Consider the following 11,748-nt stretch of genomic DNA (forward strand, 5'->3'; position numbering starts at 1 on the left):
GACACCCTCACCACCTGGCGCACCGACCTCCGCCCCCTCGACGCCGCCTTCTACACCATCGCCCTCATCGGCGGCTTCCTCCTCACCCGCCGCACCGCCAACCGAAGTTGACCCCCCACAGCCCCCCCCCCCCCCCCGCCCCCCCCCCCCCCCCCCCCCCCCCCCCCTCCCCCCCCCCCCCCCCCCCCCCCCCCCCCCCCCCCCCCCCCCCCCCCCCCCCCCCCCCCCCCCCCCCCCGATCTCGCGCAGGCGGCCGGGCCCGACGCGGCCGGCGGTCCCGGTGCGGCGGAGAAGAAGCCGAAGAAGGGCAAGGGGCACGGGCGTTGGCAGCCCGACCCGGACGCCCGGCAGTTCACCGTGGTCGTCATGCCGGACACCCAGTACCTGTTCGACCAGGACCGGATCCACCCCGCGCCGCTGGAGGCCTCGGTCCGCCACGTGCTGGACGGCGGGGTCAACCGGGAGGACGGGACGGACGACAACATCGTCTTCCTGGCCCACCTCGGCGACGTCACCGAGAACGGACTGGCCGTCGAGTACGCCGCCGTCAGCAAGGTGTTCGGCCTGCTGGACGACGCGGGCGCGGCCTACGGCGTGCTCGCCGGCAACCACGACGTCCGCTCCTCGACCGACGACCAGCGCGGCAGCACCCCGTACCTGGAGACCTTCGGCAAGGCCAGGGCCGCCCGCACCGCCGGGTACCGCGGCTCCAGCCCGGACGGCTACAACACCTGCCACGTGTTCCGGGCGGCCGGGCGCGACTGGATGGTGCTCTCGCTCGACTGGAGGCTCTCCGACGCGGGCTTCGCCTGGGCGAACGCGGCGATCGCGGCCGCCCCCGGGCTCCCGGTGATCCTCACCACCCACGACCTGGCGCACGCCGACGACAGCGGCCGCGCCGAGCTGTCCGACTACGGCAAGCGGCTCTGGGAGCGGCTGATCAGCGGCAACGACCAGATCTTCCTGACCGTCAACGGGCACTACTGGCCGCCCGGGCGCACGGTGCTGAAGAACAAGGCCGGCCACGACGTGCACGTCCACATCACCAACTACCAGGACCGCTACTACGGCGGCGCGGCGATGATCCGGGCGTACCGCTTCGACCTCGACCGCGACACCGTCGACGTGTCGACCTTCTCGCCGTGGATCCAGCAGATCGCCGCCGAGGAGCGCAACGCGCTGGCCGCCGAGCACGCCGAGCTGACCTCCGACGTGGACCGCTTCTCGCTGGCGATCGACTTCGACCGCCGCTTCGCCGGCTTCGCACCCGTCCCGCAGCGCCCCGCGCGCCGGGCCGGCGAGCTGCTGGTCCGGGACACGGTGGCCTACTGGCGGTTCGACAACGGCGGCGGCGACGGGACGGCCGTCTCCCCGCAGCAGGTCGTCAAGGACCTGGCCGGGCAGGGCAACGACCTGCTCTGGCAGAGCGCCCCCGGCACGCCCGACGGCGCGCTCAGCTGGTCCGCCGAGCACCACCCCGACCAGCCGGGCCACGGCAGTCTGCTGTTCCGGGGCACCCGGTCGCCGGTCCGCGGCGGCTACCTCCAGACCGCGCCCGGCGCGCCGCTGAACCGGGAGACCTTCGAGCGCGGTTTCACCGTCGAGGCCTTCTTCAAGCTGCCCGCCGACTGGGACTCGGCGCGCAGCCGCTGGTCCGCCCTGCTCAGCCGGTGGGGGATGAGCGGCGAGGCGGGCAAGAACGGGCCGGGGACGGACGCCGAGGAGCCGCTCGTCACGCTCAGCGTCTCCGAGGCGCCGGCCCTCCAGTGGTGCGTCTACCCGCTCAACCAGACCGGGGCGTCCACCTGTTGGGGCCACCAGCTGCCGCTGGACCGGTGGTGGCACGTCGCGGTGGTCAACGACGGGAAGCTCAGCCGGATGTACGTCGAGGGCTGCGAGGTGGCGCGCAACCCGGCGACGCCCGCCGTCGGGCTGACCACGCTGGGGCGGCCGTGGATGCTGGGCGGCTACTCGTACGCGGGGGTGCTGGACAAGGTGTTCCACGGGTACGTCGGGGACGTCCGGATCGTGAAGCGGGCCCTGCGGGTGGGCGAGTTCATGAACGCCTGATCGCACCCCCTCGAAGCGCGGACACCGCCGGGCCCTGGTACGGGTCCGGCGGTGCCGCTTTCCGGGACGCACTGCGGAACGACACCGGAACGGCCCTCGCACCCACGCCGGGGTGACGCACGCCCGCCGGCACGCGCGGGACCGGAGAGGCTGGGAGAGCCCTCCGGTGGCGTCGGCGGTCACCGGCCGGGCGGGGCCGCCAGCTGATCGGGGGTCGAGCGCGGCACCGCGACCGACGATTCGCCCGGACGGTGAACCGACCCCGGCTCCGGACCCCGGCTCCCGCCGCTGACGGCCGGCCGTCAGCGGCGGGTCTCGATGCGCAGGCCGCCCGTGGTCACCTGCCGGATGGGCTCGCTCGCCAGCAGGTCGTGCGGCTGGCCGAGGGCGATCGCGCCCGCCGCGTCGAGCCGGGCCAGTTCGGCGTCCGTCAGCTCGACCGCCAGGGCGCCCAGGTTGTCCTCCAACTGGGCGGGGGTGCGGGCGCCGAGCAGCGTGCTCGTCACGCCCGGCTTCCGCAGCGTCCAGGCCAGCGCCACCTGGGCCGGAGTGTGCCCCAGCTCGCCGGCCAGCTCCCGGACCACCCCGGCCACGCCGAGGCTGCGTTCGGTGAGGGTGCCCAGGGCGAGGTTGTGGCTCCGGCGGGTGCTCCCGTCGGGACCGGCGCCCGTCGCGCCCACGTCCTCCCGGCCGTACTTGCCGCTGAGCACCCCGCCGCCGAGCGGCGAGTACGGGACGACGCCCAGGCCCAGCTCCCGGGCCATCGGGATCAGGTCGCGCTCCGCGGTGCGTTCGATCAGGCTGTACTCGACCTGCAGCGCGACCAGCGGCGACCAGCCGCGCAGGTCGGCGATCGCCTGCATCCGGGACACCTGCCAGGCCGGGGTGTTGGAGATCGCCACGTACAGCACCTTGCCCTGCCGGACCAGGTCGTCCAGGCCGCGCAGCACCTCCTCCACCGGCGTCCGGAAGTCCCAGACGTGCAGGTACAGCAGGTCGAGGTAGTCGGTGCCCAACCGCCGCAGGCTGCCCTCCACCGAGCCGAACAGCGCCTTGCGGTGCCCGCCCCCGGAGTTCGGGTCGCCGGGGCGGCGCAGTGTCGAGTACTTGGTCGCCAGCACCAGGCGTTCGCGCTCCTCGTGGGCGAACTCGCCGAGCAGGCGCTCGGAGCTGCCCTCGGTGTAGGTGTCGGCGGTGTCGAGGAGGTTGCCGCCGAGCCCGACGTAGCGGTCGAACAGCTTGCGGGCCTCGGCCCGTTCGGCGCCCCACCCCCATTCGGTGCCGAAGGTCGCGGTGCCCAGGGCCAGCGGTGAGACCCGCAGTCCCGAGCGGCCCAGCAGCCGGTAGTCGTCCAGGGCCAGTGCCATCAGGTTCTCCTGTGCTCGTGTGTGCTCGTGTTCCGTTGCCGGGACCGAGTCTGCGGCGGCGGCCGGCCCGGGATAAGGGAGGGAACTTCCTGGGAAGAGCGGTCCCACCCTGGCGGTTGGACCGGTCATGACGACCCGAACCATGGACCCCGCTCAGGAGTTGGCCGCGTTCCTGCGGAGCAGGCGCGAAGCCCTCGACCCCGGCCGGCTGGGCCTGCCGTCGCATCGGCGGGCCCGGCGGACGCCGGGGCTGCGCCGCGAGGAGGTCGCCGAGCTGGCCGGGGTGAGCACCGACTACGTGGTCCGGCTGGAGCAGGGCCGGGGGCTGCGGCCCTCCGCGGAGGTGCTGGCGGCGCTGGCCCGGGCACTGCGCCTGGACGCGAGCGAACGGGACTACCTGTTCGACCTGGCCGGACGCCGCCGTCCCGGCACCACCGGTGGGCCGGCCGCCAGTGCGGCGCCGTCGCTGGCCCGCCTGGTCGGTGACCTCTCGCCGCTGCCGGCCATGCTGCTGGACCACCGTTACGACGTCCTCGCCTGGACCCCCGAAATGGCCCGGCTGCTACCGGGTTTCGAGGCCGTGCCGCCGTCGCGGCGCAACGCGATGCGGCTGTGCCTGCTGCACCCGGCGATGCGCGGCTTCTACGCCGACCGGGAGCAGACGCTGCGGGACGGGATCGCCCACCTGCGCGCGGCATGGGCCGCTCACCCGGAAGACCGGGAACTGTCCGGCCTCATCGACGAGTTCGTCACGCAGGATGAGGACTTCGCCCGCTTGTGGTCGGAGCGGGAGGTCAGTGTCAACGGACGCGGCCGGAAGTTGCTGCGGCATCCGGTCGAGGGTGCGATCACCGTCGACTTCGAAGTCCTGCAACCGCTCCAGGACCCGGGACTGCGCCTTCTCGTCTACCGCGCCGCGGACGAGGAGAGCCGCGCGGCCCTGGACCGACTGTGCGCGCGATGACCGGGCCCCGGCTCACGAAGACCTTCAAGGGGCTGACCGGCCGGACGCTCGCCTGGCAGACCGCCGAGTCGCCCGCCCGGGAGACCGGGCGGGACGCCCGGACGGTGCCGGTCCGGCCGGAACTGGCCGTCGAGGTCGCCTTCGACGGCCTCCAGCGCAGCCCCCGCTGCCCCGCAGGGCCGGCCCTGCGGTTCGCCCGGGTGGTGCGCCACCGGCCGGACAGGAGCGCCGCCGAGGCCGACACGGTGGCCTCCGTACGGGAGTTGGCCACCGCCGAAGGCCTGTGAGGCCGTCCGCGCGGCCGGGTCCGCCGACCCGTCCGGCGGAGTGCCGCGGGTTGAAACGCACTACGCCGCAAGGGGGGTTCACGCACAGGGGCCGAATCAGCCATTCTCGATCCGGCCACCGTATCCCTCCGTGAACGGACCGGCGACGGCTAGGTTGACCGTGACAACGAGAGGCGGCCGCCGGGCAGCCGGCGCCGCCCTGGCGAAAGGTGGCCGACATGCAGGTGAGCGTCGACCGGGACCGTTGCTGCAGCTCCGGCATGTGCGTGACGAACGCCCCCGCGGTCTTCGACCAGGACGACCGGGACAGTCTTGTGAAACTCCGTCAGACCGTCCTGCTGCCCGAGCAGTTCGACGACGTCAGACTCGCCGCCGACCTCTGCCCGGGCCGGGCGATCACCGTCACCGGGGACCAGCCCGCGCAGACCGGGGCCTGACCGGCCCCGCCGCCGGCCCCACAGGCCGCCGGGGACTCCCTGCACCCCCGACAGCCCCACGAGGACCCCCGCGACATGAGGAGACCCCCGCCGTGACCGCCACACCCACCGCCCCCGCCGTCCCGCTGCTGCCGGCCCGGCACTCCGGCGGCTGCCCGTTCGGCCCGCCGCCCGCGTACTCCGAGGCCGCCGCCACCGGGCCGGTGACCAGGGCCGAGCTGCCCGACGGCGACCTCTGCTGGCTGGTCACCGGCTTCGCCGAGGTCCGCACCGTGCTGTCCGACCGCCGGTTCAGTGCCGACATACGCCACCCGTCCTTCCCGCTGCTGATCGCCGGCGCTCGCGAGCTGATCACCGACAATCCGGACTTCCTGCGGCTCGACGACCCCGAGCACGCCCGCCAGCGCCGCATGATCACCGGGGAGTTCCTGGTCAAGCGGGTGGAGGCGCTGCGCCCGGAGATCCAGCGGATCGTGGACGAGGTACTGGACCGGATGACCGCGGGCCGGACCACGGCCGACCTGGTCACCGACTTCGCGCTGCCGGTGCCCTCGCTGGCGATCTGCCTGCTGCTCGGCGTGCCGTACGAGGACCACGACCGTTTCCAGAGCCTGAGCCGCACGATGCTCAGCCGGGAGAGCACCGTGGAGCAGCTCCGGGAGGCCCAGGAGGATGTCCGGGACTACCTGCGCGACCTGACGGCCCGCAAGCGCGCACAGCCGGAGGACGACGCCCTCAGCCGACTCGCGGCGCGGGACGACCTGACCCCGGACGATGTGGCCGGCATGGGCGTGCTGCTGCTGATCGCCGGTCACGAGACGACCGCGAACATGATCGCGCTGTCGACCGCGCTGCTGCTGGAGCACCCCGAGCAGATCCCCGGCCTGGCCGACCCGGCCACCCTGCCGGGCGCGGTGGACGAGCTGTTGCGGCTGCTGACCATCGTGCACACCGGCCTGCCCCGGGTGGCGCTGGAGGACGTGGAGCTGGGCGGCGTCACCGTCCGGGCCGGGGAGGGCGTGATGGCGATGCTCTCCACCGCCAACCGGGACGAGGCGGTGTTCGGCGGCGCCGGCCATCGGGCGACGGACGAGCTGGACCTGGACCGGGACGCCCGGCGGCACCTGGCGTTCGGCTTCGGGGTGCACCAGTGCCTGGGCCAGCCGCTGGCCCGCGCCGAACTCCAGATCGCCCTGGAGACGCTGTTCCGCCGGCTGCCGGGGCTGCGGCTGGCCGGCGAGCGCGAGTTCCGTACCGAGTCGTTCATCTACGGGATGCGGTCACTGCCCGTGACCTGGTGAGCGGGGCCCGAGCGCGGCACGGGCCGTTGCCGTAGGCCTCGTCGGCGGCCACGCTGTCGGGCGTCTTCCGGGGCCTGCCCGGCCCGGTCCGCGGGGCACGGATCTTCTTCAGTACCGGCTCGGACTGCGTGCAGTCCGCCCGCTGCCCCGGCGTGACGACCAGGGGCGGCGGGCGGCGGCCGTCCGCGCCGGAGGGCCGTCAGCCGAGCAGCGTGGCCTCGACGCCGGCGAGCACCGCCGCCAGGCCCTGCTCGAAGCCCTCGTCGAAGTCCAGGAACATCACCCGGCCCGACTCGGCCGCCAGCGGGTGGGCGGCCAGGCGTTCGGCGCGGGCGTCGACGTCGTAGCCCTCGGCTCCGTCGAAGGGGTTGGGGCCCATCGCCTGCTCCTCGATCACGTAGCCGATCGTGTAGCTGTAGGCGGTCTGCCAGGCCCGGGCGGCGGCGGCCGGGGTGAAGCCGGCCTCGGTCAGCAGGCGCAGCGAGGCGTCCAGGCCGGCCGCGTAGCCGGTGTCGGTGAACCGGGAGCCGCTGTAGACCTTCGCGCCGTCGCGGTGGCGCAGCAGTTCGGCGCGCAGGGTGCGCATGGTCCGCAGGTAGGTCTCCCGCCAGTCCTCCGCGGGCCCGTCCTGCGCCGCCCGGCCGGTCATCCGGCGCATCATCTCGGTCGCCATCTCGTCCAGCAGCGCCTGCTTGTCCTTGAAGTGCCAGTACAGCGCGGGTGCCTTGACGTCGAGCCGGGCGGCGATGGCGCGCAGCGTCAGGCCGTCGAGGCCGGCCTCGTCCAGCAGGTTCAGCGCGGCGTCGACGACCTGGCCGCGGTCGAGTTTGGGGGTTCTCTGCGGGGTCACGGTTGACAGTTTAACGCCGTTAAGTGCACGCTGTCGGCAACGGCTACTTAACAACGTTAAGGAGGTTGCCGTGGCTTCTCGCGGCACGCACACGGACGTCCTGATCGTCGGTGCCGGGCCCACCGGACTCGCCCTGGCGCTGGACCTCGCCCGGCACGGCGTCGCCGCGCTGGTGGTCGAGCGGGGCGCGGAACTCTTCCCCGGCTCGCGCGGCAAGGGCCTCCAGCCGCGCACGCTGGAGGTGCTCGACGACTTCGGCGTGCTCGACCGGATCCGCGCCGTGGCGGGCCACTACCCGCCCAACCTGTTCTGGAAGGACGGCGCACCGCAGGGCGAGCGCCGGATGTACGACCCGATCGAGCCCTCCGAGGCCGAGCCGTACACCGAGGCGCTGATGCTGCCCCAGTGGCACACCCAGCGGGTGCTGTACGGGCGGCTGGGCGAACTGGGCGGCGAGGTCGCGTTCGGGCGGGAGCTGGTCGGCCTGACGCAGGACGAGGAGGGCGTGACCGCCGAGTTCGCGGCCGGCGGCCCGGTCCGGGCACGCTACGCCGTCGCGGCGGACGGCGGGCGCTCCACGGTGCGGCGGCTGCTCGGCATCGGGATGACCGGGGAGACCGTCGACCCGGCGCCGATGCTGGTCGCGGACGTCCGGGTCGACGGGCTGGACCGCGAGCACTGGCACGTCTTCCCGGCCGACGAGGGGCTGCTGGCGATCTGCCCGCTCGGCGGCACCGAGGACTTCCAGCTGGTCGCCGGGTTCCCGGAGGGCACGGCCGTGGACCTCACCCTCGAAGGCCTCCGCACGGTGGTCGCCGCCCGCTCCCACCTGAGCGCCGGCCAGCTGACCGAGCTGCGCTGGATCTCCGAGTTCCGCCCGCGCGCGGCCCTCGCGGACCGCTTCCGGGCCGGCCGGGTGTTCCTCGCGGGCGATGCCGCGCACGTCCACTCGCCGGCCGGCGGACAGGGCCTGAACACCAGCGTCCAGGACGCCTACAACCTGGGCTGGAAGCTCGCCGCCGCGCTGACCGGGCGGGCCGGCGCGCGACTCCTCGACAGCTACGAGGAGGAGCGCCGGGCCAACGCGGCGGCGATGCTGGAGCTGTCCACGCGGGTCCACCGCGGCGAGCAGCGGCGCGGCCGGGCGACCCAGCAACTCGGCCTCGGCTACCGGGAGTCCGCGCTCTCGGTGGAGACCCGCCGGGGCCTCCCCGCGGACGCGCTGCGGGCCGGCGACCGCGCCCCGGACGGGCGCCGGGGCGGCACCCGGCTGTTCGACGCCTTCCGCGGTCCGCACTGGACGCTGCTCACCGTCGGCACCGACGCCCCGCTGCCCGCCCTCGCCGCCCCGGTGGTCCGCATCCCGGACTACGAGGCGTACGGGACCGGCGTGTTCCTGGTGCGGCCGGACGGCTACCTCGGCTGGGCGGGTGCGACGGCCGAAGGGCTGGCGGGCTACGCGTCCGATCAGGGGCTGCTCGCTCCCTGACCGGGCGTCCGGCCTGGGCGCAACCCCCGGCCGTCGGGCCGGCCGCGTCCGGCCGCGTCCGGCGGTCGGTCAGCGCGGTCGCCCAGCCCGGTTGGCCGGCAGGGTTGCCCGGCCCGGTCGGGCGGTCCGGTCAGTCCGGAGGCTCGTGCGGTTCCGGCTCGTGGGCCGGTTCGGTGCTCTCGTCCTCGGAGCCGTCCTGCGGCCCCCTCTCCTCCTCGTGACCGGGTGACGGCGAGCCCTCGCCGGTCATCCGGGACTCGGGGGTCTCGACCGGGACCTCAGGATCCCTGGGCACGGGCTCGTGCGGGTCGCTCATGGGGTCCACTCCTCCCTCGGGTGCGGTGGCGCGGCGACACCCGGTGGCCGTCCGGGGACGGCCGCCGGGTGTCCGGTCAGTGCTTCCCCGCGTCCTTGACCTTCTCCGCGGCCTGCTTCAGATCGGCCTTCGCCTGCTCGGCCTTGCCCTTGAGCTCGGTCGAACGGTCGTCGGTCGCCTTGCCGACCGCCTCCTTGGCCTTGCCGCCGGCCTTCTCCGCCAGGTTGTGCAGCTTGTCCTCGGTACCCATGACCTTCGGCTCCTCTCGTCGTCGGGGCGAAGTCCGCCCTGGGCCGCGTCTGCCCGGGGCCTGCGCAAACATGCGCCGGCTCGCCGATCCGGCCGGGTCCGCGCGTCCCGTTCGACCCGTGGCGCCGGTCGCCGCACGGCTCGGAGCGGCGGCTACCGGGCGGCGCGGGCCTCGGCGGCGGTCTTCAGGTCGTGCAGCCAGCCTTCGAGGCCCTGGCGCAGGATCGCGGTGGCGGCGGGGACGTTCGCGTCGACCTGCGGGCCGGTGTGGGTCTCCTCGGTGCGCACCAGGACGCCGCCGGGGACCTCGGTGAAGGTCCACACGTGGACGCCGTCGATCCGCAGGCCCGTCGCCACGGCCGGGCCGGTCCAGCGGATGCAGGCGCCGGGCCGCAGCTGCCGCACGGTGGAGGTGATCTCCAGGACGGGGTCCGTCGAGGCGGGGTTCGGGGGCAGCGGGGTGGTCCAGCGGAACGCCGAGCCCCGGTGCAGCGGGCCGCTGTCGAGGCGCTCGGCGCTGCGCACCGGCGACTGCCAGTCCGGCCAGCGCTCCACGTCGGTCTGGAGCTGCCAGACGGTCCGCAGCGGTGCGTGGATCACGGTCCCGGTTCGGTGGCGGACCTGCGCGGCGGGGTCGACGCCCGCCCCGTGGCAGGTGAGCGAGGAGCCGGGGCGGGGGGAGCCGACGGCTCCGGCGGGCGCCACGGCGGCGCCGAGCAGGCCGAGGGCGAGCGGGACGGTCAGCAGGGCGGTGCGGATGCCGGTGCGGCTGGTGCCGGTGCGGCGGGTGGCGGTACGGGGGGTGGCGGACATGGAACTCCCCTTCGCTGGTGGGCCGTCGGGACGGCCGTGGAGTCCGCGAGCTAGAGGCTCACGTGTTCGTTAGAAGTTGTAACTCATCGAAGGGGTGGGGTCAACAGGATCCGTGATAGCTTCTAACGGAAGCATCGATATGTAGTCGTACGACCCGGAGGGCGGGCAGGTCATGGCGAAGACCGGCGCGGACACCCCGCGCGAGCGCTACCGCGCCCAGGTGCGCGAGGAGGTCAAGGAGCACGCCCGGGAGCAGATCGCCACGGCCGGCGCCTCGGCGCTCTCCCTCAACGCGATCGCCAAGCGGATGGGCCTGAGCGGCCCCGCGCTCTACCGCTACTTCGCCGGCCGCGACGAGCTGATCACCGAACTCGTCCGGGACGCCTACCGCAGCCTCGCCGACACCCTCGGCGCGGCCGCCGCCGAAGGCGCCGACCTGGCCGGGCTCGCGCGCGCCCTGCGCGGCTGGGCCCTGGCCGACCCCCAGCGGTACTTCCTGATCTTCGGCACCCCCGTCCCCGGCTACCAGGCACCCGAGGACACCACCGCCATCGCCGACGAGGTCATGCGGACGCTGGTCGACGCCTGTGCGGCGCTCTCCCCGGCCACCCCCGAGGCCGGGCAGGCGCCGTTCGCCACCCACCTGGTGGGCCACCGGGACTGGGCGGGCGAGCAACCGGCCCCGCCCGAGGTGCTCCACCGGTTCCTGGCGTTCTGGACCCGCCTGCACGGCGTGCTGTCACTGGAACTCGCCGGGCACTTCACCGGCATGGGCTTCCGGCCCGAGCTGCTCTTCGACGCCGAGCTGGACAGCCTGCTGGCACCGCGCTTCTGACCGGAGCCACGGCTCAGGCCGGCCCGCGCACCCGCCCCGGGCGGCCTCGGGCCTGCCCAGGGTGCGGCCGCGGAGGCGGAGCCGGGTCGGGGTCCGGATACGGCACCGGGTCCGGGAACGGCGGGACCGGCGGCGGTGCCGGATCGGGCTCGCCCGGCCACGGCGCGGGGTCCGGGCGGGGGATCGGCCGGGTGTCCGGGTCCGGCGGGGACGGGACGGTCATCGGGACACCTCCTGGGTGATGCGGCCGGTTTCAGTGGCCGAGTGCGTGGGCCAGCTGACGCTTGTTCATCTTCGAGCGGCCCTTGACGCCCCGCTGCCTGGCCTCGTTGTACAGCTGGTCGAAGGTCGGCCCCTGGGCGCCCCGGTGCGAGCGCTGTCCGCCGCGGCGGCCGGAGGAGATGTCGTGGGTCGAGGTGCGGCTCGCGGTCTTCGACTCGCCGTGCCGGGCGCGTTCCTTGTTCACCGTCCTGGCGGCGATCTCCTCGGCCCGCTTCTTGCTCTCGCCCCGGTCGAGCGCGCTCTCCTTGATGTGCTCGTACTGGCGCTCCCGCTTGGGGCTGGATCCTCGCGGCATGGCCGGCGCCTCCCTTCCTGGTCACGGTCGTTGCGCGGACGCGTCTACCCGGAGCGGCCGCCGCGAATCCGGAGCCGGAGCGGCCGCCGCGAATCCGGAGCCGCCGTCCGCTGCGGACCCGGCGTCCGGGACGCCGCGCGGGCCGCTCCGCCGGCGGCCGGGCCCGCCCCCGGGGTCGGCACGCGCGGGGCGA

The 11,748-nt window shown here is 74.6% G+C and carries 13 protein-coding genes; 7 read left to right on the forward strand and 6 right to left on the reverse strand.

Annotation, left to right across the window (positions count from 1 at the left end):
• The first annotated feature begins 366 nt into the window (after window positions 1–366).
• Window positions 367–2,070 carry a LamG-like jellyroll fold domain-containing protein gene (locus tag BU198_RS36550; RefSeq protein ID WP_188301113.1) on the forward strand — a complete coding sequence of 568 codons (1,704 nt, stop codon included), beginning with the start codon at window positions 367–369 and terminating at the stop codon, window positions 2,068–2,070.
• A gap of 302 nt (window positions 2,071–2,372) precedes the next feature.
• Here the strand turns inward: BU198_RS36550 and BU198_RS36555 are convergent, their stop codons facing one another.
• Entirely contained in the window at window positions 2,373–3,437 is a 1,065-nt protein-coding gene (locus BU198_RS36555; RefSeq protein WP_188297729.1) for an aldo/keto reductase, read from the reverse strand.
• A 127-nt stretch (window positions 3,438–3,564) separates the two neighbouring features.
• On the opposite strand from BU198_RS36555, the gene BU198_RS36560 reads away from it, so the two are divergent.
• The 4 genes from BU198_RS36560 (at window position 3,565) to BU198_RS36575 (ending at window position 6,426) form a co-directional block, all read left to right on the forward strand.
• On the forward strand, window positions 3,565–4,401 hold the full coding sequence (locus BU198_RS36560) for a helix-turn-helix domain-containing protein (protein WP_188297730.1): 837 nt from the start codon (window positions 3,565–3,567) through the stop codon (window positions 4,399–4,401).
• Window positions 4,398–4,688, forward strand: coding sequence for a hypothetical protein (locus tag BU198_RS36565; protein ID WP_188297731.1), 291 nt, complete (start codon window positions 4,398–4,400; stop codon window positions 4,686–4,688). Before BU198_RS36560 ends, BU198_RS36565 begins: the two co-directional genes overlap by 4 nt.
• A 218-nt stretch (window positions 4,689–4,906) precedes the next feature.
• Entirely contained in the window at window positions 4,907–5,125 is a 219-nt protein-coding gene (locus BU198_RS36570; protein ID WP_188297732.1) for a ferredoxin, read from the forward strand.
• Between the two features lie 92 nt (window positions 5,126–5,217).
• Window positions 5,218–6,426 (forward strand): cytochrome P450, encoded by a 1,209-nt coding sequence (locus tag BU198_RS36575; protein WP_188297733.1) that lies wholly within the window; start codon window positions 5,218–5,220, stop codon window positions 6,424–6,426.
• 199 nt (window positions 6,427–6,625) lie between these two features.
• Here the strand turns inward: BU198_RS36575 and BU198_RS36580 are convergent, their stop codons facing one another.
• Window positions 6,626–7,276, reverse strand: a complete 651-nt coding sequence (locus BU198_RS36580; RefSeq protein ID WP_188297734.1) for a TetR/AcrR family transcriptional regulator C-terminal domain-containing protein — start codon at window positions 7,274–7,276, stop codon at window positions 6,626–6,628.
• Between the two features lie 70 nt (window positions 7,277–7,346).
• Here BU198_RS36580 and BU198_RS36585 point away from each other — a divergent pair, with 70 nt between their 5' ends.
• Complete coding sequence (locus tag BU198_RS36585) at window positions 7,347–8,765, forward strand: FAD-dependent monooxygenase (protein ID WP_317620477.1); 1,419 nt, start codon at window positions 7,347–7,349, stop codon at window positions 8,763–8,765.
• A 130-nt stretch (window positions 8,766–8,895) separates the two neighbouring features.
• Here BU198_RS36585 and BU198_RS36590 read toward each other — a convergent pair whose 3' ends face one another.
• The 3 genes from BU198_RS36590 to BU198_RS36600 form a co-directional block, all read right to left on the reverse strand.
• Window positions 8,896–9,081, reverse strand: coding sequence for a hypothetical protein (locus BU198_RS36590; protein ID WP_188301115.1), 186 nt, complete (start codon window positions 9,079–9,081; stop codon window positions 8,896–8,898).
• Window positions 9,082–9,157: 76 nt separating this feature from the next.
• A complete protein-coding gene (locus BU198_RS36595) occupies window positions 9,158–9,331 on the reverse strand; it encodes a CsbD family protein (protein ID WP_188301116.1) in 174 nt (57 codons plus the stop codon).
• 152 nt (window positions 9,332–9,483) lie between these two features.
• The gene (locus BU198_RS36600) at window positions 9,484–10,143 is read right to left on the reverse strand and encodes an SRPBCC family protein (protein WP_188301117.1); all 660 of its coding nucleotides are present in this window, start codon (window positions 10,141–10,143) and stop codon (window positions 9,484–9,486) included.
• A 172-nt stretch (window positions 10,144–10,315) separates the two neighbouring features.
• On the opposite strand from BU198_RS36600, the gene BU198_RS36605 reads away from it, so the two are divergent.
• On the forward strand, window positions 10,316–10,978 hold the full coding sequence (locus tag BU198_RS36605) for a TetR/AcrR family transcriptional regulator (RefSeq protein ID WP_188301118.1): 663 nt from the start codon (window positions 10,316–10,318) through the stop codon (window positions 10,976–10,978).
• A 253-nt stretch (window positions 10,979–11,231) separates the two neighbouring features.
• On the opposite strand, the gene BU198_RS36610 is transcribed toward BU198_RS36605, so the two are convergent.
• Entirely contained in the window at window positions 11,232–11,555 is a 324-nt protein-coding gene (locus tag BU198_RS36610) for a plasmid stabilization protein (protein ID WP_188301119.1), read from the reverse strand.
• Window positions 11,556–11,748: the final 193 nt, after the last annotated feature.

This window comes from Streptomyces sp. CBMA156 (assembly GCF_014596515.1).
Taxonomy (GTDB): Bacteria; Actinomycetota; Actinomycetes; order Streptomycetales; family Streptomycetaceae; genus Kitasatospora.

What these genes read in the sequence shown, in the direction of transcription:
- BU198_RS36570 (WP_188297732.1), top strand. Translation starts at nt 4,907, where the DNA reads ATGCAGGTGAGCGTCGACCGGGACCGTTGCTGCAGCTCCGGCATGTGC.
- BU198_RS36595 (WP_188301116.1), bottom strand. Translation starts at nt 9,331, where the DNA reads ATGGGTACCGAGGACAAGCTGCACAACCTGGCGGAGAAGGCCGGCGGC.
- BU198_RS36605 (WP_188301118.1), top strand. Translation starts at nt 10,316, where the DNA reads ATGGCGAAGACCGGCGCGGACACCCCGCGCGAGCGCTACCGCGCCCAG.
- BU198_RS36550 (WP_188301113.1), top strand. Translation starts at nt 367, where the DNA reads ATGCCGGACACCCAGTACCTGTTCGACCAGGACCGGATCCACCCCGCG.
- BU198_RS36560 (WP_188297730.1), top strand. Translation starts at nt 3,565, where the DNA reads ATGACGACCCGAACCATGGACCCCGCTCAGGAGTTGGCCGCGTTCCTG.
- BU198_RS36555 (WP_188297729.1), bottom strand. Translation starts at nt 3,437, where the DNA reads ATGGCACTGGCCCTGGACGACTACCGGCTGCTGGGCCGCTCGGGACTG.
- BU198_RS36590 (WP_188301115.1), bottom strand. Translation starts at nt 9,081, where the DNA reads ATGAGCGACCCGCACGAGCCCGTGCCCAGGGATCCTGAGGTCCCGGTC.
- BU198_RS36600 (WP_188301117.1), bottom strand. Translation starts at nt 10,143, where the DNA reads ATGTCCGCCACCCCCCGTACCGCCACCCGCCGCACCGGCACCAGCCGC.
- BU198_RS36610 (WP_188301119.1), bottom strand. Translation starts at nt 11,555, where the DNA reads ATGCCGCGAGGATCCAGCCCCAAGCGGGAGCGCCAGTACGAGCACATC.
- BU198_RS36565 (WP_188297731.1), top strand. Translation starts at nt 4,398, where the DNA reads ATGACCGGGCCCCGGCTCACGAAGACCTTCAAGGGGCTGACCGGCCGG.